This is a genomic window from Mycobacterium sp. IDR2000157661 (genome assembly GCF_022317005.1).
Lineage (GTDB): Bacteria > Actinomycetota > Actinomycetes > Mycobacteriales > Mycobacteriaceae > Mycobacterium.
This window is the reverse complement of record NZ_CP081006.1, coordinates 4,920,939-4,940,299: the sequence shown is the minus strand read 5'-3', so window position 1 is coordinate 4,940,299 and position 19,361 is coordinate 4,920,939. Positions and strand designations below refer to the sequence as shown.

The following is a 19,361-nucleotide window of genomic DNA, read 5'->3' as shown; positions in this document are numbered from 1 at the left end:
TTCAGGCACTGCCGCTGTTGCCGGAGCCACCGCTGCTGCCACTGCCGCTGTTGCCGGAGCCAGTGCCGTTGGAATCACCGCTCCCGTTGGCGCCGGTGGTGCTGCTGGAATCACCGCTCCCGTTGGCGCCGGTGGTGCTGCTGGAATCACCGCTCCCGTTGGCGCCAGTGGTGCTGGAACCACCGCTGCCGGTGTTGTCGTCAGCGGTGCTGGAATCGTGGGTGGTTTCGTCGCCGCTTGTGGCGTCGTTGCCGGTTGCGTCATCGCCGGAAACGGCGTCGCCAGTGGTCGCATCGCCGGATGTCGCCGCCTGACGCCCGCTGTCAACCACAGCGATGCTTTCACTGGGGGCGTCGTGGCCGAGTGCCGCCTTCTCCCCGAGAGTGACGGGATTGCTTGCCGTGTCGACGGTGAACATGACCGAGTTGTCGGTGATGGAAACGTCGGTCGGCGACGGAATTGCCGCAGCGGCAGCGGCCGGCGATGTCGCCGGCGGAGTCAGCGCCCCCGCGAGCGCCGCCGGGACTTGGGCGAAGAAGAAGTCGAGCGTGCCTCGCGGCGAGAGCAAGCCAGGGAACGTCTGATTGGGACTGGGCGGGAAGTCAACGGTGAAGTCTGGCACATAACCGTTGAGGAACGCGTTGGCGATCAGGGCCGGCGCGCTGATCAGCTCGCTGATCGCTGTCATGAAGTCGCCGGCCACGAGTGCGGCACGGGTGCGATCGAGGATCTCCGTGGTCTGAAGGGTCGCGGTGATCACGGGGGCGAGTATGGCCCTGGCGAAGTTGCCCACCACGGCGCGATTAAGCACAGAGTCGAGCACTCTGGCGACCTGATCGGCGCCGATGGACTCGGCAAAGTCGCCCGGAATGGCGAGGGCATCGAGTAATGCTTGCCTACCGTCGGTCCCGAACTCCGTCAGGAAGTACACATTGAGGGCGCTGAACGCCTCGGTGAATTCGCCCTGGGCGAGAAAGGCCGCCGAGCTCTGCAGGACACCTGGCAACTTTGTCAACGCGTCTTGCAAGGCCGCCAGTGATTCCGCGTTCGCGCCCGCAAGGCGATTGCCGAAGGTCGCCGAGAAACTTGTCAGCGCGGTCAGGAGAGGCAGCGGGTTGCTCACACTCGCCGTGAGGAAACCAACGAATTCGGCTTGGACAGCGGGGTTGCTCAGCGCCTGCGCCAGCGCGGTCGACGAGGCCGAGATGCCGGCGCCCAACGTGTTGAGAGAGGCGAGCGTGTTCGTGATGGTCTGCTGGTATGCCGAGAGTGGACTGGCGATCGCGGCGAGCTCGACGCCCGCATCGCGGAGGTGAGGCATGGCGGCCGTCGAAGCCACTGGATTCACCGCGAGTACGCCGGCGCTCGCCATTGCGACTCCAGCGACGAAAACCTTGGTGCGGTACGAAGTCGTCGGCGGGCCGTCCGGTCTGTACTGGCAATCCGATGGGCCGTCGCTCAGCGCTAAGTGCACGTTTTTCTCCCGTGTCCCGTTAATTTGCTGGTTCAGCGAGCCTGAGAGTAGCTGAGCCTACCCTTAGAAACAATAGGCATGCCTAACCTCTGATTCCGGTGCGACTGCTAAGTGGGAACCTCGTAGAAGTCGCTACCGATAGGTGTACAGTATGGCCATACACAACCCAGGACCGCCGAAGGAGAGCGACGGGTGAGCGCTGCTTACCGCGTGGCAGAACCAGCCGCCTCTGTACCGGTGCTCTACGAAGTGCGTGACACCGGCGTCGCCGTCCTTACACTCAACCGGCCCGAGCGGATGAACGGCTGGGGCGGCGGTCTGGCGACGAGTTTCTACGCCCGGCTCGACGAAGCGGAAAACGACCCCCGCGTGCGCGCGATCGTCGTCACCGGCAGTGGCCGCGCGTTCTGTGCCGGCGCGGACATGGGCGACCTGACGACCATCACCGCCGCCACCGTGGACGACGCCGCAGGCACCGACGTCGGCGAGCTGGTGGGTGCGCGTCACCCGCATTTCCTGATGACGATGCGCAAGCCGGTGATCGCCGCGGTCAACGGGGCGTGCGCGGGGATGGGTTTGACCCTGGTGCTGGCGTGCGATGTCCGCTTCGCCGCCGACGGCGCCAAGTTCACGACGTCGTTCGCCCGGCGCGGGCTGATCGCCGAGTACGGGATCTCGTGGATCCTGCCGCGAGTCGTCGGCACCGGGGTGGCGATGGACCTGCTCCTGTCGGGCCGGGTGCTGCCGGCCGCCGAGGCAGCCCGGCTGGGTCTGGTCAACGATGTACTGGCACCGGACGAACTCGTGCCGCGGGCGCTCGCGTATGCCGAGGACATCGCGGCCAACTGCGCGCCCAGTTCTCTGGCGGTGATCAAGCAACAGGTGTACGCAGACACCATGCGGGATGTCTTCGAGGCCAGTGACCACGCCGAGAAGCTGATGCACGAGTCGATGACCCGGCCGGACTTCATCGAGGGCATCACGAGCTTCTTCGAGAAGCGCCCGCCGAAATTCCCGCCGCTCAAGGAGGAGTCATGACGACCTTGGACTACATGGCGATCGACGTCGACAACCACTACTACGAACCGATCGACTCCTTCACCCGGCACCTGCCCAAGGAGTTCAAACGCCGTGGCGTGCAGATGCTCACCGAGGGTAAGCGGACATTCGCGGTGATGGGCGGCGTCGTCAACCACTTCATCCCCAACCCGACGTTCGACCCGATCATCGAGCCGGGATGCCTGGATCTGCTGTTCCGCGGCGAGATTCCCGACGGCGTCGACCCGGCGTCGCTGATGAAGGTCGACCGGTTGGCCGACCACCCCGAGTATCAGAACCGCGACGCCCGGGTGAAGATCCTCGACAAGCAGAACCTCGAAACCGTGTTCATGTTGCCCACTTTCGCGTGCGGCGTGGAGGAAGGGCTCAAGCACGACATCGAAGCGACGATGGCCTCGGTGCACGCTTTCAACCTGTGGCTCGACGAGGACTGGGGTTTCGACCGCCCCGACCATCGGTTCCTGTCGGCACCGATCATCTCGCTGGCCGACCCCGACAAGGCGGTCGAGGAAGTCGAGTTCGTGTTGGGCCGCGGCGCCAAGATCGTCTGCGTGCGTCCTGCGCCCGTGCCCGGCCTCGTGAAGCCGCGCTCGCTCGGCGATCCGCTGCACGACCCGGTGTGGGCGCGGCTGGCCGAAGCCGGTGTCCCGGTGGTGTTCCACCTCTCCGACAGCGGCTATCTCGCGATCGCGGCGCTGTGGGGCGGCAAGGCGACGTTCGAGGGGTTCGGCAAGAAGGACCCGCTCGACCAGGTCCTGCTCGACGACCGCGCCATCCACGACTCGATGGCCTCGATGATCGTGCACCAGGTGTTCACCCGCCACCCCACACTCAAAGTGGCCAGCATCGAGAACGGCTCCTACTTCGTCCACCGCCTGATCAAGAGACTGAAGAAGGCCGCCAACACCGCGCCATACCACTTCAAGGAGGATCCCGTCGAGCAGCTGAAGAACAACGTCTGGATCGCGCCGTACTACGAGGATGACGTCAAGCTGCTAGCCGCGACCATCGGTGTGGACAAGATCCTTTTCGGTTCGGACTGGCCGCACGGGGAGGGCCTGGCCGACCCGATGGCCTTCACCGCCGACATTCCGCAATTCCCGGAGTTCAGCGCGGACGACACCCGAAAAGTGATGCGGGACAACGCACTGCACCTGCTCGGCGCGGACGTTCCGGCAGTCTGACGTGGAGTGGACCATCGGTGCGGTGCTGGACGCGATCGCCACCAAGGTACCCGACCGGCTGATGACGGTGTGCGGGCAGCGGCGCAGCACGTTCGGCGAGTCGGCGGACCGCACACGGCGGCTCGCGAACTACCTCGCGGCACAAGGGTTCGGCGCGTACCGCGAACGCGTCGACCTGGAGAACTGGGAGTGCGGGCAGGACCGCGTCGCGCTCATCATGCACAACGACCTATACCCCGACATGGTGATCGGCTGCCTCAAGGCCCGCACCGTGCCGGTCAACGTCAACTACAACTACACGCCGCGTGAGGTCGCCGAACTCCTCGACTACCTGAAACCACGCGCCGTCATCTACCACCGGTCCTTGGGCCCCAAGTTCGCCGACGTGCTGCCACCGTCGACCGCTGACCTGATGATCTCGATCGACGACGACGCCTCCGTGGCCGAGCTGCCCGGCGCGACAGAGCTCGAAGACGCACTGGTGCAGGGCGAATCAAATCGGCCGATCACACCCTCGCCCGACGACGTGATGATGGTCTGCACCGGCGGAACCACGGGTAGGCCCAAGGGCGTGATGTGGCGGCAGGGCGACACCTATGTGGTGTCGATGAACGGCGCCGACCACGAGTCCGTCGTCGAGATCCACGCCAGGATCGGTCCCGAGGGACAGCCCTGGTTCGCGGTGTCTCCCCTGATGCACGCCGCCGGGATGTGGACCGCCTTCGCGGCCCTGCTCAACGGACTGCCGGTGATCCTCTACGACAAGACGAGGCTCGACCCACGCGCGGTGCTCGAGACCGCGCAGCGGGAGAAGGTCGGCCTGATGACGATGGTCGGCGACGCCTACGCCGGGCCGCTGGTCGAAGAACTGCGCGCCGGGTCCTACGACCTGTCGTCACTGTTCGCGATCGGCACCGGGGGAGCGGCGACCAATTCCCGACATCAACGGGCACTGCTCGACCTGCTGCCACAGATCACACTGATCAATGGATACGGGTCGTCGGAAACCGGCAATATGGGCTTCGGCCGCAGCAGGCGCGGCGACGAGAAGGAGACCTTCGAACTGCGCGAGGGCGCACTGGTGCTGTCCGAGGACTACCGCCGCTTCTTACGGCCCGGCGAGGACGAGATCGGGTTCGTCGCTCGCGGCGGCCGCATCCCGCTGGGCTACTTCGACGACGAAACCGCAACGCGCAAGACCTTTCCGGTGGTCGACGGCCGGCGCGTGGTGATCTCCGGTGACCGCGGGTCGCTGGCGCCGGACGGCACACTGCGATTGTTCGGCCGGGATTCGCTGGTGGTCAACACCGGCGGCGAGAAGGTCTTCGTCGAGGAGGTGGAGGAAGTGTTGCGGGCGCATCCGTCGGTCGCCGACGCGCTGGTCGTTGGGCGGCCCAGCGAGCGTTGGGGACAGGAAATCGTCGCGCTGGTTGCGCTGAGCCCCGACGTCGAAGCGGACCACGACCTGCTGCACGCCCACTGCACGTCCCAGCTGGCGCGGTTCAAGGCGCCCAAGGAGTTCCTCTTCGTTCCGGCGGTGCGCAGACTCGGAAACGGCAAGCCGGACTACCGCTGGGCGAAAAGCGCCGCCGCGCAGCAGGTGTCGCTGACATGAACGCCAACAGGACCATTGACTGCCTGGTCAACGTCCACTTCGGCGAGACCGAACAGCAGCCCATGTGGATGCTCAAGGTCCGCGACGACTACTTCAAGGGCCCGCAGTCGATGTTCGCCCCCGTCGATCTGGCCGAACTGCTCGACGAGATGGACGAACAGGGTGTCGCACAGGCGATCCTGATGGACAACCTGGCCAAGCCGTCGACCACGGCGCGCAAGTTCGTCGAAGCCAAGCCGGAACGGTTCGCGCTGGCCATGGGCGGGGTCAACCTGCTGCGGCCCATGCCGTCGCTGGCGGAACTGTCCGCGGTCGTCGCTGATCTGCCCGTGGCGTACGCCGTGGTGGGACCGAGCTTCTGGGGCGACGGGCAGTACGCCCCGAGTGACGCCGTCTACTACCCGCTCTACACCAAGTGCGCCGAACTGGGCCTGCCGCTGTGCGTCAACACCGGCATCCCCGGCCCGCCGATCCCCGGTGAGGTGCAGAACCCTATCCACCTCGACCGGGTCTGCGTGCGGTTCCCCGAGCTGAAGGTGTGCATGATCCACGGCGCCGATCCATGGTGGGACGTCGCGATCCGGATGCTGATCAAGTACCAGAACCTGCGGCTGATGACGTCGGCGTGGTCGCCGAAGCGGTTGCCCGACAGCCTGCTGCACTACATGCGTACCCGCGGAAAGAACAAGGTGATCTACGCGTCGGACTGGCCGGTGCTCACCATGCGCCGGCTGATACCCGAGGCCAAGGCCCTTGACCTGCCTGCCGAGGTGCTGGACAACTATCTGTACAACAACGCCCGGGAATTCTTCTTCGAGCGGGAAGGCTGACGATGGATCGGTACGAACTGCGCAGGCTGGACTACAGCCTGTCGGAGGACCATCAGGCGCTGCAGGCGGCGTACAAGGACTTCTTCGCCACCCTCTGTTCCATCGAAACCGTCCGCGCCGCAGAGCAGTCCGGGTTCGACAAGAGTTTGTGGGAACGCCTTTGTGGGATGGGCGCATCGTCGATGGCGTTGCCCGAGGACGTCGGCGGTGACGGTGCGACCCTCGTCGACCTGACGCTGGTGGCCGAGGAGATCGGCCGCTCCCTGGCGCCCGTGCCCTGGATCGACCATGTCTGTGCCGCGCGGCTGCTGGGCAGGCTCGGCGTCTCCGATCCCGACGTCGTGAGCGGCAAGCAGATCGTGGGATTGGACCCTCGGCACGGCAGTGCACCAGGCGTTCGGTTGGTGCCGAGCGGCTCGGTGGCCGACCACATCGTCGTGCGCGACGGCCCCGATCTCCAGGACATCGTGAAGCTGACCTTCGCCACCCGGCCTGCCAGGGTCGACAACATCGGCAGGCTGCCGATGGCATGGATCGACCCGACGGCCGCCGACGGCCGGACGGTGGTGGCGACCGGTACGGAGGCGCTGGCGCACTATCAGCGCGCGCTGGACGAATGGCGGGTGTTGACGGGCGCCGCGCTGGCGGGTCTCGTCGAGCAGACCATGACCATCGCCGCCGAGTTCGCCAAGACGCGCTACACGCTCGGCGTGCCGATCTCGACGTTGCAGGCCATCTCGCATCCGTTGGCCAACATCGCGATCACCGTGCAGGGCGGACGGAACCTGGCGCGGCGGGCGGCGTGGTTCCTCGACAACGAACCCGATGAGCGTCCCGAACTGGCGCCGTCGGCGTTCGTGTTCATGGCCGAGGAGGCCGCGAAGGCGGCGACGATGGCGGTGCAGATCCAGGGCGGCCTGGGAGTGTCGGCCGAAGCGGCGGCCAGCGCCTACCTGGTGCGGGCCCGCGGATGGGCGCTGGCCGGTGGCGACCCGGCAGCCAGCGCGAAGTACATCGCCGAGATCGTCGCCGCACGCGAGGGCGGGGGAGCTGCATAGTGGACTTCTCCAGAGTCGAACTGTCGGCCGACGATCAGGCGTTCCTCGAAGATTCCCGCGCCTTCCTGCGGTCGATCGTCACCGAGGATGTGCTGCGCCGCGACCGCGAGACCGGCGACAACTTCGACGAGGGCGTGCATCTGGCGCTCGGCGCGGCCGGCTACCTGGCCCGCGAGTGGAGACCCGAATCCGAGGGTGGATTCAACCGCGTCAGGCGCCGCATCTGGGAACTGGAGAAGCGTCGCGCGCACGTGCCGTGGGTGACGTTCGGCACCACCGCGATGATCGCGCGGTCGGTGCAGAAGTTCGGCTCCGAGGAACTCAGAGCCGAGGTGATGCCGGGCGTCTACAGCGGACATGTGCGAATGTGTCTGGGCTACACCGAGCCCGAGGGCGGTTCCGACGTCGCCACCTGCAAGACCCGCGCCGTCCGGGAGGCGGATGGATCGAGCTGGATCATCAACGGCTCCAAGATGTTCACCACCGGCGCGCACAACTGCCAGTACGTCTTCCTCATCACCAACACCGATCCCTCCGCGCCGAAACACAAGAGCCTGACGATGTTCCTCGTTCCGCTCGACTCGCCGGGCATAGAGATCCAGGGCATCCGCACCGTCGACGGCGACCGCACCAACATCGTCTACTACACCGATGTGCGCGTCGACGACAAGTACCGGCTCGGCGAGGTCAACGACGGCTGGACCGTGGTGCGTGAACCGCTCAACGCCGAGCACGGCGCGGTCGAGGCGGCCGACGACGGGCTGGCCGACGTCGCGATCATGATGCACCAAGCGAACTTCATGGCCACCGCCGCCGACAAGGCCGCCGCGAAGGTGACCGAGGCAGATCCGAACGGGCGACGATTGATCGAGGACGGCTCGGTCGCCTACCGGTTGGGCCGCAGCGTGGCCCGCATGGAGGCGTCGTTCTCCACACCCAACATCTTCGGCCGGGTGGCGCTGGCCCAGACGATGCGCGACATCTCGCCCGACTTGATGGACATCCTCGGCACCGCCGCGTCGCTTCCGTTCGGCACCGACGGCGCGGCCGACGACGGCGCCGCCGAGTACGTGTTCCGGTTCGCGCCACTGGTCGGTATCTACGGCGGCACGCTCGAGGTGTTCCGCAACATGATCGCGCAATATGTGCTCGGCCTCGGCAAGCCCGCCTACGCCGCCAAAGCTTGAGAAACCGGCGAGCGCGCGAGTTCGCACCCGACACGCCGAGCTCAGACCAGCACTTTGCGCGAGCTCGTGAGATGAAGGAAGCATGAACGACACACCTCCCAACGGCCGCCGCAAAGCCCTGGTGATGGGTCCGAGCGGTTTCGTGGGGTCACATGTGACGCGCAAGCTCGTCGAGCGTGGCCACGACGTGCGCGTGTACCTGCGCAAGACCAGTTCGACCGTGGCCATCGACGACCTCGACGTCGAGCAGTGCCACGGCGACCTGTACGACGAGGACGCGCTGCGCGCCGCGATGGCCGATCGCGACGTCGTCCACTACTGCATCGTCGACACCCGGTTCCACCTGCGCGATCCGGCGCCGCTGTTCGAGACGAACGTCAACTGTCTGCAGCGGGTGCTCGACATCGCAGCCGACGCCGACCTGCACCGGTTCGTGTTCTGCAGCACGATCGGCACGATCGCGCTCGGCGACGGGCGGACCCGGGTCACCGAGGACATGCCGTTCGATTGGGGCGACAAGGGTGGCGCGTACATCGAGTCACGCCGCCAAGCCGAGGAACTGGTGCTGCGCTACACCCGCGAGCGCGGCCTGCCCGCGGTGGTGATGTGCGTATCAAATCCCTACGGGCCGGGCGACTGGCAGCCGCACCAGGGGCTGATGTTGCAATACGCCGCGTTCGGCAAGGTACCGGCGTACATCAACGGCGTGGACACCGAGGTCGTCGGCATCGAGGATGTCGCCGAGGCGTTCCTGCTGGCCGGTGACCACGGCCGCATCGGCGAGCGCTACATCATCTCCGAGACCTACATGTCGATGCGGGAGATGTTGCAGACGGCTGCGAACGCGGTCGGGGCGAAGCCGCCGCGCTTCGGCGTGCCCCTGGCACTGGTGTATGCGTCGGTGGGGGTCGCCAATGCGGTGGGACGGCTCACCGGCCGCGACATTCCGATCACCACGACCGGCGTGCGCCTGCTCCACATCATGGCGCCGGCCGACCACAGCAAGGCGACCAACGAACTGGGCTGGCGGCCCCGGCCGACCGCCGAGGCGATCAAGCGGGCCGCGCAGTTCTATGTCGAGCACGCCGAAGAGATGGCGCTGTGACCGAATCCGATCTCGTCGAGATCGAGTCGATCAAGCAGCTCAAGGCACGCTACTGCCGGCTTCTGGACACCAAGGACTGGACAGCGTGGCGCGACATCTTCACCGACGACTTCCACAGCGACACCTCCGAGTCGGGCGGCAAAGTCATCGACGGCGCCGACGAGTTCGTTGCGTTCACCCGAAAGAGCCTGCGCAACCAGGCCACCGTGCACCAGGTGCACGCACCCGAGATCGAGGTCACCTCGGCGAGTACCGCATGCGGGGTGTGGGCGCTGGAGGACGTCGTGCGATTCGGGCCGGGGGTGAACCTGCGCGGTTACGGGCACTACACCGAGACCTACGAGAAGACCGACGGCCAGTGGCGGATCAAGAGCTCGAAGCTGACGCGGCTGCGCGAAGACGTCGGCAACGGCGTTGTGGCCGTGTACATCTCCGACCCGATGCGGCGAGCGATCCGGCGACTCGCGCGGCGGGTGATGACGTAGCCACCCGGCTCCGGAGCGGATGAACTCCTCACCCGACCGCTTCTTTGCTCGTCGGTCTCATCTCGTCAGGATCGTGGCGGCGGCGGTGCCTGGGGCGCCGTACAGCTGCGCGAAGCCGACTTTGGGCTCGCCGGGCACCTGCCGGTCACCGGCGTCACCGCGCAACTGGCAGACCAGCTCGTGTAGCTGCCGCAGGCCGGATGCGCCGATCGGCTCGCCGTTTGCGATAAGCCCGCCGTCGGTGTTCACCGGCAGTGCACCGGTGATCTCGGTGGCGCCGTCGGCAAGCAGCTTCTCCTGCTCGCCGTCGGCGCAGAAGCCGCACTCGGCCATGTGAATGATCTCCGCGCCGGCGTCGGTGTCCTGCAGCTGGACGACATCGACGTCTTCGGGTGCGACGCCTGCCTTTTCGAACGCGGCCTTGGCGGCGTAGACGGTGGGTGCGACGTCCTCGTCGACCGGCGCGAAGGTCGTATTGACCTCGTAGGCGCCGTACGTGCGGGTGCGGACCTCCACCGCGTTCAGGTACACGGGTGTGGATGTGTACCGCTCGGCGATGTCGGCGCGGCACATTACGACGGCGGCCGCCCCCTCGTCGGGAGCGCAGAACATGTACTGCGTGAGCGGATAGTTCAGCATGGCGGAGTTGAGGATCTGATCCTCGGGAATCGGCTTGCGACGGAACGCGTTGGGGTTCAGCGCGCCGTTACGGAAGTTCTTGGCCGCGACCTTGGCCAGCGTCTGCTGCGAGATGTCGTGATCGTGCAGGTAGCGGTTGGCCTTCATGCCGAAGAACTGTGTGGTGAGGTACTGTCCGTTCTCGGCGTACCACCGTGGCATCCCGACCAGTGCGGGGTCCTCGGTGAACGCTCCGCGCGGATGCTTGTCGAGGCCGATCGCGATTCCGATGTCGTAGTCGCCCAAGCGGATACCGTCGGCGCAGGCCTTGGTGGCACTGGCTGCCGTCGCGCAGGCGTTGAAGACGTTGGTGAACGGGATGCCGGACAGCCCGACCATGCCGACGATCGCATCGGGGTTGGCGACGGTCCAGCTTCCGCCGGTGGCGAACTGAATGTCGCGCCACTCGACACCCGCGTCGGCGACCGCGGCGAAGATCGCGTCGACACCCATCTCCATGGCGGACTTGCCCTCGAAGCGGCCGAACGGGTGCAGGCCGACACCGATGATCGCGACGTCATTCATCTGCGCATTCCTTCTGAGCCGGTGACGGTGGCAACTGTAATACTTACAGTATTGTAGTCAGCGTGTCCCCGATGATCGAGGAGAAGCCGACATTTCGCCGGCCTGGTGTGGTCGGTCAGGCGATGGCGCCCTTCTCCTTGAGTGTCTCGATGCGGTCCCAGTCCATGCCGATGTCCATCAGCACCAACTCCGTGTGCTCCGACGCCTGCGGCGCGCGCGTCGTCTCCAGCGGCTCGTGGTTGAACTGCACGGGTCCGCGCACGACCTTGAACGGTTGGTCACCGGTGGCCGCCTCGACCTCGACGATCATGTCGTTGGCGATCGCCTGTTCGTCGGAGCCCAGGTCGACCAGGCTCTGAAACGGCGCCCACTGACCCTTCATCGTCTTGAGGTGCTGTCGCCAGTAGTCGAACGGCTTGCTGCGGATCGACTCGGCGATCAGTTCTACTGCCGCGGCGGCGTTCTCGATCAAGGGCATCACGTCGCAGAACCGCGAGTCGTCGGCGAGCTCGGGCAGGCCCAGATGCTCGAACGCATCACGGATGTAGCCCGTCGGGCTCACGATGCAGAGGTTGATGGTGCCGCCGTCGGACGTCAGGTAGTTACCGAGGAACGGGTTGACGGTGGGTCCCGCCGAGCCGGGCATCAGCGAACGCATGGTCTCGCCGGTCTCCATGCCCTGCGTGACGCTGGCGCCCGCCGCCCACCACGCGGTGCTCAGCAGCGACACGTCGAGTTCGACGGCCTCGCCGGTGCGCTCGCGGTGGAACAGCGCCGCCGAGATGCCGCCCGCGATGTTCATTCCGCCGATCGAGTCGCCGAACGCCGGAATGCCCTGCGACAACGCGCCGCCGATCCCCTCCGGTGTCAGGGAGTGGCCGACCCCGCTGCGGGTCCAGAAGGCGGTGCCGTCGAAGCCGCCCACATCGCGTTCCGGTCCCTTGTCGCCGTACGCGCTGCCGCGTGCATAGATTATGTTCGGGTTGACGGCGCGGATGTGTTCGATATCGAATCTGTTCTTCTGCCGTTGCGCCGGCATGTAATTGGTCAAGAACACATCGGCGGTGCCGGCGATCTCGTAGAGGACTTCCTGCCCTTCGGGTGTGGACACGTCGATGCCGACGCTGCGCTTCCCGCGGTTGGGGTGCTCGATCAGCGGATGGCGGTCGGGGTCGAGTTGGAAGCCGCCCATGTTGATGAAGCCACGCTGGGTGTCCCCCCGTACCGGGTGCTCGACCTTGATGACGTCAGCGCCCCAGTCGGCGAGGATGGCGCCTGCCGCAGGCACGAAGGTGAACTGGGCGACCTCGAGGACGCGGACGCCCTCCATGACCTTGATCAAAGCGATCCTTTCCGAAAGCCGTCAGCCCGTCGCGCGGAACGTCACGGGGAGTGCGGTGGGTGAGCGGAAGGGTTGGCCCCAGATGTGAGGGTCGTCGTCGGTGACGAGCGTGATGTCGGTCAGTCGGTCGAGCAGACACTCGAGTGCGACGCGTGTCTCCACCCGGGCCAGGTGAAGCCCCATGCAGGTGTGCTCGCCGGCGGCGAACGAGATGTGCGGCACGCGTTTCCGGAAGATGTCGAACTCCTCGGAGCGCTCCCAGCGGTTCTCGTCACGGTTGGCAGAGCCGATGCAGACGTCGATGACCGACCCGGCGGGCAGGCCGACGCCTTCGAGTTCGGTGTCCTCGGCCGCATAGCGCTGCACGGTGGTCAGCGGCGTCTCGTAGCGCAGGCCTTCCTCGATCGCGGCGGCGATGAGGTCGCGGTCGGATTGCACGGCGCGGAACTGCTCGGGATGCGTCAGCAGGAGGTACAGCAGGTTCCCCGACGAGCGGTACGTGGTCTCCAGTCCGGCGGGCAGCAGCAGTCGCAGGAACGAGTAGATCGCCTCGTCGCCGAGTTTCTCGCCGTCGATGTCCGCGCTGACCAGATCTCCGATGATGTCCTCGGTCGGCGCGGACCGCCTCTTCTCGATCTGTTGCAGGAAATAGTCTTTCAGCGCCGCGGACGCCTCGAACGCCCGCTCGTACTTGACGTGGTAGCTGATCAACTCGACCGCGCGCTGACGGAACCACGACAGGTCCTCGTCCGGCAATCCCAGCAGTTTCGAGATCACCCGGGTGGGGAACTCGAGCGTGAAGTCGCCGACCAGGTCGGCTTTCCCGCGGTCGATGATCTCGTCGATGAGTCCGGTGACCACCGGTCGGACCACCTCCGGCTCCCACCGTGCGAGCGACCTCGTCTTGAAGGCCGCCGACACCAGATTGCGGTGTTGCCAGTGCTTCTTGCCCTCCATGGCCAGGATGGTGGGACCGATGAACAGCCCGATCGTGCTGTCGTAGATGCGCGAGTTGAAGGCCTTGCCGTCGCGGAACACCCGATTCACGGCGTCGAAAGACACGGCGGCGTAGAGATTGTCGGGTCGCATGGAGTCCGGTGTCTTGGTCCAGTCCATGACGCTGCCGCGGAAGACGCCTGCGCTGCTGCGGCGACGTTGCGCGAACACGGGGTAGGGGTCACGAAGGAGGCCGACCGCCTCCTCGGCGGTGACGTCCTGCACGGGACTTTCCACGGGCGGTCTCCGGCATCTCGCTGTTATGCGTTTGTTTACTGTAAACCTTACAGTAAACGATGTCAGCCTAATGGCAGGGCGCCGGCCGTCTCGTGCCGACGAGTCAGGCGCCGCTGATGGCCTGCTGGCGGGCCCACCGGTAGTCGGCCTTGCCCGCCGGGCTGCGCTCGATCGCCGGCCGGAACACGACCGCCTTGGGAAGTTTGTAGCGCGCAATCGAATCGGCCGCGTGATCGATCAACTCCTGCGCGTCGGCGGTCGCGCCTTCGGCGAGCGCGACGATCGCGACCACTTCCTGACCCCAACGCTCGCTGGGCCGGCCCGACACCACCACGTCGGCGACGGCCGGATGCGACGCGACCGCCATCTCGACCTCCTCGACGAAGATCTTCTCCCCGCCCGAGTTGACGGTCACCGAATCGCGGCCGAGCAGTTCAACCGACCCGTCGGCGAGATGGCGGGCGCGGTCGCCGGGCACCGAGTAGCGGACGCCGTCGATCACCGGGAAGGTCGCCGCGGTCTTGGCGGCGTCGCCCTTGTAACCCAGCGGAACGTAACCGCGTTGCGCCAGCCAGCCCATGCCCTCGTGACCGGGTTCGAGCAGCGCGCTCAGGTCCTCGGCCGCGACGAAGGTGTCCGGCCCGGCGTTGAACCTGCCGGTCGCCACCGCGCCCGACGCCGACATGTGGGTCATCTGCGCGCCGGTCTCCGACGATCCGACACCGTCGACCACGATGAGACCCGGTTTGACGTCGATCAGGCGCTGCTTGGCGGTCGGCGTCAGCAAGGCGCCGCCGTTGGCGACCACCGCCAGTGATGACAGGTCGGCGCCGGTGCGTTCGATGGCGTCGGCCAGCGGGCGGGCCATCGCATCGCCGACGACGGTCACCGCCATCACCTTCTCACGCTCGACGGCGGCCACCACCTCGTCGGCATCGAACCGGCTGGTGACAGTGGAGAACACGACCGTCTGGCCGGTCGTCATCGCGGTCATCACCGCCCATTGCGCGGCGCCGTGCATCAACGGCGGCAGGATCATCAGCTTCGTCTCCGGCGCCTCCGCGACCCGCTTGGCGATGTCGTCGTAGGACGTCGCGAGCTCACCGGTGTAGAGGCTGCGGCCCCCGAACGACGTCATGAAGATGTCGTGCTGACGCCACAACACTCCCTTGGGCATGCCGGTCGTACCGCCGGTGTAGAGCACGTAGAGGTCGTCGGGCGAGGGCTCGTTCGGGGGCAGTACCGCGGTGCCGGACACGACTATCGACTCGTAATCGGTTGCGCCGTCGAGCAGTTCGTTGCCCGAGTCGTCGGCGATCTGGATCAGCACCTTGAGGTTGGGGAGGTCGGGCAGCACCTCGGCCACCCGCGGTGCGAACGCCGCATGGTAGACCAGCGCCGCCGCACCGGAGTCCGCGAGCAGGTACTGCAATTCGGCCTTGACATAGCGGTAGTTGACGTTGAACGGCGCGACCCTGGCGCGCCACGACCCGAGCATCGCCTCGACGTACTCGGGGCCGTTGTAGGCGTAGATGCCGAGCAGGTCCTGGCCGACCTCGTGGCCCGGCAGGTCCGGACGTTCCATGAAGCAGCCCAGCCCGCGGCTGTGCAGGAAGGCCGCGAGGCGATTGGCGCGCGCGACGATCTGCGCGTAGGTCAACCGGCGCTCGCCCTGGATGATGAAGTCGCGGTCACCGATGACGGCGGCGACGGTGTCGGCGGCGGCGGGGACGGTGAACTGTGTTGTGACGGACATCAGGCCTCTCAGGGCTGGTGGGGGAGCAGTTTGATCATCAGACCGTTGGCCTCGGATAGTACGTTGTCGTCGGCATCGGTCATCTCGGCCCTGACGAACAACTTGCGGCCGTCGACCGAGTCGATCCACGCCCTGGCAGCAAGGGGTACGTCGGTCAACGTCACCCGCCGATAGTCGACGTGCAGGTAGGCGGTGCGGCTGTCGGGCCGGCCTGCCGCCGAGACCACCATGCCGAAGTGCCAGTCGTAGAACAGCGGGATCACCCCGCCGTGCACCGCGTGGTTGCCGCCGACGTGGAAGCGGCTGAACTGCCCACGCATGACCACCCCGTGGGGGCCCGATTCGGCCACCTGCCACGGCGGCATCATCGGATGGCCGTGGCCCGGCAGGTTCAGGACGCGCCCGGCCGGTGCGATGCCTGCGGGGGCTTCGTGGTTCTCCAACCGGGCACAGATGTCCTCGAGCAGTTCGGCGCTGTCGTCCCACAGCGACGCATCGGGATCGCTGGAGACCGCGATATCCTGCAGCCGTCGCATGGCGGCCATGAACCGGCCCATCTCGGGTCCGGCCGTTGTCGGTTTCACCCGGGCGAACTCGCGGATGTGGTTCTCGGTATCGGTCACTGTCTCTTCCAGACTCGGATCAGGTCGTCGGTAGTGGTGATGCCAGGCGTCGCGCCGATGGCGCGCCTCGCGTCGACGCGGGACAGCGCGGGGTTCTCGATGTACTCCTGGTAGCGCAAGATGTTGAGGTCCTCCCACACCGTGCCGAGAAAGTGTCGATCGACCTTCTCCCGCACCTGCTGCGGCGGCACGTCGGAGGTGTCGCCGGGCGGCCGCGGCCACCAGATCGAGTAGAACATGTCGCCAGTAGCCGTCCTTGACGGGCGTGCAGGCGAAGATCAGCCGGTGACCTTCCACGTGAACGGGACCTTCATGCGGATGCCTCCCTGGATTCCGGCGAAGCCGACCGCGACCGTTCGCCGGGGTGGCGCGATTCTGGACCGATCCGCCGCCAACACGGTATAACCGCCGTTACTGTAACGGCAACAGTAGACTGCCGAGTCGGAGGCCCCGTGACACCTGACCGCTACCAAGCCGTGGTCATCGGCGCCGGCTTCTCCGGCTTGTACGCGCTGCACCGATTGCGCGAGCAGGGACTGCGCACGGTGATTCTGGAGAAGGCGGAGAACGTCGGTGGCACATGGCTGTTCAACCGATACCCCGGTGCGCGCTGCGACATCGAGAGTATCGAGTACTCCTACAGCTTCTCCGAGGAGATCCAGCAGGAGTGGGTGTGGACGGAGACGATGCCCGCGCAGCCCGAGATCGAGGCCTACCTGAACTTCGTCACCGACCGGCTGGACCTGCGCCGGGACATCCGCTTTCACACCCACGTCGTCGCGATGACCTTCGACGAGGTGGCGGCCGAGTGGCTCGTGCGCACCGAAGCGGGGGAGGCGTTGGCCGCCCCGTTCGTCGTCGCCGCTTCGGGAATCCTGTCGGTGCCCTTGGAGCCCGACATCGCCGGGATGGACGCGTTCACCGGGCGCTCGCTGTTCGCCAGCCGCTGGCCGAAGGAGCCCGTCGATCTGACCGGTGACCGGGTCGGCGTGATCGGCACGGGATCGACCGGTGTGCAACTGATCCCGGTGGTGGCAAACCAGGCCGGCCATCTCACGGTGTTCCAGCGGTCACCTGCCTACACGCTGCCGTGGCAGGTCCGTGCGTTCGACGACGGTGAACTGGACGAACTGAAGGCCAACTACGCCGACATACGCAGGGCACAACGCGAGCATGCCGTCGGGGCGGCGCGGCTCAGCGCGTTCTCGGTCCTGTTCGACATGATGGCCCAGCCCCCGCTGAAGTCGGCGTCGCGCGGAGACCAGCTGCGCGCGATCGAGGAGGGCGGCGTCATGGGCGCCCTCAGTTGGGGTGACGTTTTCTTCGACATCGAGGCCAACCGGATGGCCGCCCAACTCTATGGCGAGGCGGTGGCACGCATCGTCGAGGATCCGCAGACCGCCGCAGCGCTCACGCCGACGCATCCGTTCGGCTGCAAGCGCCCGATCATCGACCAGGGCTACTACGAGACGTTCAATCGGGACAACGTGACGCTGGTCGACCTTCGCCGGACGCCGATCACCGAGATCACGCCGACCGGCGTAAGCACCGAAGCGGTCCACCACGACCTCGACGTGATCATCTACGCCACCGGATTCGACGCGATGACCGGCGCACTGACCCGCGTCGACATCCGGGGCCGCGACGGCGCGTCGCTGGCCGACTTCTGGGCCGCCGAAGGCCCGTACACCTACCTCGGGCTCGCGGTCGCCGGCTTTCCGAACCTGTTCATCGTGCAGGCCCCCGGCAGTCCCTCGGCGGCAACGAACTTCGTCGCCGCTCTCGAGCAACACGTCGAATGGATCGGCGACTGCATCGCATACATGCGCGCCAACGACCTGCAGACCATTGAGGCGCTGCCCGAAGCGCAGCGCGAATGGATCGAGCACACCACCTCCCTGGTGGAGCCGACGGTGCTGATGCACCCCTCGTGCAACTCCTGGTACAACGGCGGCAACGTGCCGGGCAAGAAACGGATGTACATGGGCTACACGGCGGGCATTCCCGAATATCGGAGACGCTGCGACGAGATCGCCGAGGCGGGCTACACCGGGTTCACCCTCAAATGAGGGCGGCGGAGCGGGTGTGGCGCATCGGCCGAGACTTCGCCGGCGTGATCCCGCGGGCCCACACGGCCGTCGCAGGGGCCGATGACTGGAACTGGTTCTCGCGCAGCAATTTCCGGCAGTTCGGTGAGGTCGTGCTTGACGAACTCGCCCTGACCGGGTTCACGCTGACGTCCCCGGCGCCGCAGCTGGAACGGTCCGTGGAGTCGTGCCAGACGGCGGCCGACGAGTTGTCGGCGCTCGGTATCGCAGGTGTGCATCGCGAACCGGATCCGCTGCGCGTCTCATCGATTCGGCGCCGTCGCTTCGGCAGACAGCGTTACGAACAGCTGACCTTCGAGCACGATCCGCATCTGCCGGAGTCACTTGCGGCCTTCGGTGGCCCGGCCACCGCGGTGGTCCACCTCTGTCGGTCGGGCGACGAGCGGCGGCCGTGGCTGGTGTGGGTGCACGGTGCGGGTCAGGGGCAGCCGATCGACCTGCTGTTCTCGCGGGCCCGTCGGCTGCAGGAGGAAATCGGGTTCAACATCGCACTGCCGGTGCAACCGGGCAGCGGTGTGCGGGCCGGCGCATGGCCGGTGTATCCGAGCATGGACCCGTTGAACAATGTGGCGGGCCTGATCCGAGTCGTGTCCGAGGTGCGATCGGTGGTGCGATGGCTACGCCCACAGGCTACGGCGATCGCGGTGTCGGGGGTGTCGATGGGAAGCCCGGTGGCCGGAATGGTTTCGCACCTCGAGGACGTCGACGCCGCCGCGGTGTTCACGCCGATCTTCGGCCTGAACGCGATGATCGCGGCACACCTCGGGCGGTGGGGACCGTCGGTCCGCGACACGATGGAGTTGCTGTCTTCCCCGCCCGTCGAACGGGTGATGTCGACGGTCGACTACCAGGCCGTCGAACCGACAGCGCCGGCGGACCGCAGGCTGATCGTCGGGGCGTGGCACGACCGGATGGCGATGCGCGAACCCGCGCAGGCGCTGCACGAGCGGTGGGGCGGGGAGTTGTACTGGCACCGGGGCAGCCATGTGGGGCACCTGTTCGCAGGTGGCGTACAGGCGGCGTCTGAGCGCTTGCTGCACGGTCTCAGCGCAGGCCGTACTGCTCGATGAGGCGTTCCCGTACGGTCAGTGCCCGACAA

Annotated in this window: 16 protein-coding genes and 1 pseudogene; 10 read left to right on the top strand and 7 right to left on the bottom strand. The window is 66.6% G+C overall.

Annotation, left to right across the window (positions count from 1 at the left end; all coding sequences use genetic code 11):
- Position 1 precedes the first annotated feature (1 nt).
- Positions 2-1,372, bottom strand: coding sequence for a hypothetical protein (locus K3G64_RS25315; RefSeq protein WP_238888310.1), 1,371 nt, complete (start codon positions 1,370-1,372; stop codon positions 2-4).
- Positions 1,373-1,666: 294 nt separating this feature from the next.
- Here K3G64_RS25315 and K3G64_RS25310 point away from each other — a divergent pair, with 294 nt between their 5' ends.
- The 8 genes from K3G64_RS25310 (at position 1,667) to K3G64_RS25275 (ending at position 9,997) form a co-directional block, all read left to right on the top strand.
- Positions 1,667-2,512, top strand: a complete 846-nt coding sequence (locus tag K3G64_RS25310) for an enoyl-CoA hydratase (RefSeq protein ID WP_238888309.1) — start codon at positions 1,667-1,669, stop codon at positions 2,510-2,512.
- Complete coding sequence (locus tag K3G64_RS25305) at positions 2,509-3,717, top strand: amidohydrolase family protein (protein ID WP_238888308.1); 1,209 nt, start codon at positions 2,509-2,511, stop codon at positions 3,715-3,717. The genes K3G64_RS25310 and K3G64_RS25305 overlap by 4 nt, the downstream gene beginning before the upstream one ends.
- A gap of 61 nt (positions 3,718-3,778) precedes the next feature.
- Positions 3,779-5,332, top strand: coding sequence for an acyl-CoA synthetase (locus K3G64_RS25300; protein WP_238951012.1), 1,554 nt, complete (start codon positions 3,779-3,781; stop codon positions 5,330-5,332).
- Entirely contained in the window at positions 5,329-6,162 is an 834-nt protein-coding gene (locus K3G64_RS25295; RefSeq protein WP_238888307.1) for an amidohydrolase family protein, read from the top strand. Before K3G64_RS25300 ends, K3G64_RS25295 begins: the two co-directional genes overlap by 4 nt.
- A gap of 2 nt (positions 6,163-6,164) precedes the next feature.
- A complete protein-coding gene (locus tag K3G64_RS25290) occupies positions 6,165-7,220 on the top strand; it encodes an acyl-CoA dehydrogenase family protein (RefSeq protein WP_238888306.1) in 1,056 nt (351 codons plus the stop codon).
- Positions 7,220-8,407: an acyl-CoA dehydrogenase family protein gene (locus K3G64_RS25285; RefSeq protein ID WP_238888305.1), complete on the top strand. Its 1,188-nt coding sequence runs from the start codon at positions 7,220-7,222 to the stop codon at positions 8,405-8,407. The genes K3G64_RS25290 and K3G64_RS25285 overlap by 1 nt, the downstream gene beginning before the upstream one ends.
- Positions 8,408-8,489: 82 nt before the next feature.
- Entirely contained in the window at positions 8,490-9,512 is a 1,023-nt protein-coding gene (locus K3G64_RS25280; RefSeq protein ID WP_238888304.1) for an NAD-dependent epimerase/dehydratase family protein, read from the top strand.
- Positions 9,509-9,997, top strand: a complete 489-nt coding sequence (locus tag K3G64_RS25275; RefSeq protein WP_238888303.1) for a nuclear transport factor 2 family protein — start codon at positions 9,509-9,511, stop codon at positions 9,995-9,997. The genes K3G64_RS25280 and K3G64_RS25275 overlap by 4 nt, the downstream gene beginning before the upstream one ends.
- Before the next feature lie 57 nt (positions 9,998-10,054).
- Here the strand turns inward: K3G64_RS25275 and K3G64_RS25270 are convergent, their stop codons facing one another.
- The 6 genes and pseudogenes from K3G64_RS25270 to K3G64_RS25245 form a co-directional block, all read right to left on the bottom strand.
- Entirely contained in the window at positions 10,055-11,200 is a 1,146-nt protein-coding gene (locus tag K3G64_RS25270; RefSeq protein ID WP_238888302.1) for a thiolase family protein, read from the bottom strand.
- A gap of 115 nt (positions 11,201-11,315) precedes the next feature.
- Positions 11,316-12,530, bottom strand: a complete 1,215-nt coding sequence (locus tag K3G64_RS25265) for a CaiB/BaiF CoA transferase family protein (RefSeq protein WP_238951010.1) — start codon at positions 12,528-12,530, stop codon at positions 11,316-11,318.
- Positions 12,531-12,563: 33 nt separating this feature from the next.
- A complete protein-coding gene (locus tag K3G64_RS25260; protein WP_238888301.1) occupies positions 12,564-13,775 on the bottom strand; it encodes a cytochrome P450 in 1,212 nt (403 codons plus the stop codon).
- A 103-nt stretch (positions 13,776-13,878) separates the two neighbouring features.
- A complete protein-coding gene (locus K3G64_RS25255; RefSeq protein ID WP_238888300.1) occupies positions 13,879-15,531 on the bottom strand; it encodes an acyl-CoA synthetase in 1,653 nt (550 codons plus the stop codon).
- A gap of 8 nt (positions 15,532-15,539) precedes the next feature.
- Positions 15,540-16,154: a PaaI family thioesterase gene (locus K3G64_RS25250; protein ID WP_238888299.1), complete on the bottom strand. Its 615-nt coding sequence runs from the start codon at positions 16,152-16,154 to the stop codon at positions 15,540-15,542.
- Positions 16,151-16,442, bottom strand: a pseudogene (locus K3G64_RS25245) (hypothetical protein); the annotation flags it as partial. The gene K3G64_RS25250 and the pseudogene K3G64_RS25245, both read right to left, overlap by 4 nt.
- Before the next feature lie 164 nt (positions 16,443-16,606).
- Here K3G64_RS25245 and K3G64_RS25240 point away from each other — a divergent pair.
- Entirely contained in the window at positions 16,607-18,223 is a 1,617-nt protein-coding gene (locus K3G64_RS25240; protein WP_238888298.1) for a flavin-containing monooxygenase, read from the top strand.
- Positions 18,220-19,332 (top strand): alpha/beta hydrolase, encoded by a 1,113-nt coding sequence (locus tag K3G64_RS25235; protein ID WP_238888297.1) that lies wholly within the window; start codon positions 18,220-18,222, stop codon positions 19,330-19,332. The genes K3G64_RS25240 and K3G64_RS25235 overlap by 4 nt, the downstream gene beginning before the upstream one ends.
- The last annotated feature ends 29 nt before the right edge of the window (positions 19,333-19,361 follow it).

Bases quoted from the DNA above. Each gene is read 5' to 3' on its own strand.
- K3G64_RS25265 (WP_238951010.1), bottom strand. From the start codon at position 12,530: ATGGAGGGCGTCCGCGTCCTCGAGGTCGCCCAGTTCACCTTCGTGCCT.
- K3G64_RS25300 (WP_238951012.1), top strand. From the start codon at position 3,779: ATGACGGTGTGCGGGCAGCGGCGCAGCACGTTCGGCGAGTCGGCGGAC.
- K3G64_RS25255 (WP_238888300.1), bottom strand. From the start codon at position 15,531: ATGTCCGTCACAACACAGTTCACCGTCCCCGCCGCCGCCGACACCGTC.
- K3G64_RS25280 (WP_238888304.1), top strand. From the start codon at position 8,490: ATGAACGACACACCTCCCAACGGCCGCCGCAAAGCCCTGGTGATGGGT.
- K3G64_RS25270 (WP_238888302.1), bottom strand. From the start codon at position 11,200: ATGAATGACGTCGCGATCATCGGTGTCGGCCTGCACCCGTTCGGCCGC.
- K3G64_RS25295 (WP_238888307.1), top strand. From the start codon at position 5,329: ATGAACGCCAACAGGACCATTGACTGCCTGGTCAACGTCCACTTCGGC.
- K3G64_RS25305 (WP_238888308.1), top strand. From the start codon at position 2,509: ATGACGACCTTGGACTACATGGCGATCGACGTCGACAACCACTACTAC.
- K3G64_RS25315 (WP_238888310.1), bottom strand. From the start codon at position 1,372: ATGGCGAGCGCCGGCGTACTCGCGGTGAATCCAGTGGCTTCGACGGCC.
- K3G64_RS25290 (WP_238888306.1), top strand. From the start codon at position 6,165: ATGGATCGGTACGAACTGCGCAGGCTGGACTACAGCCTGTCGGAGGAC.
- K3G64_RS25235 (WP_238888297.1), top strand. From the start codon at position 18,220: ATGAGGGCGGCGGAGCGGGTGTGGCGCATCGGCCGAGACTTCGCCGGC.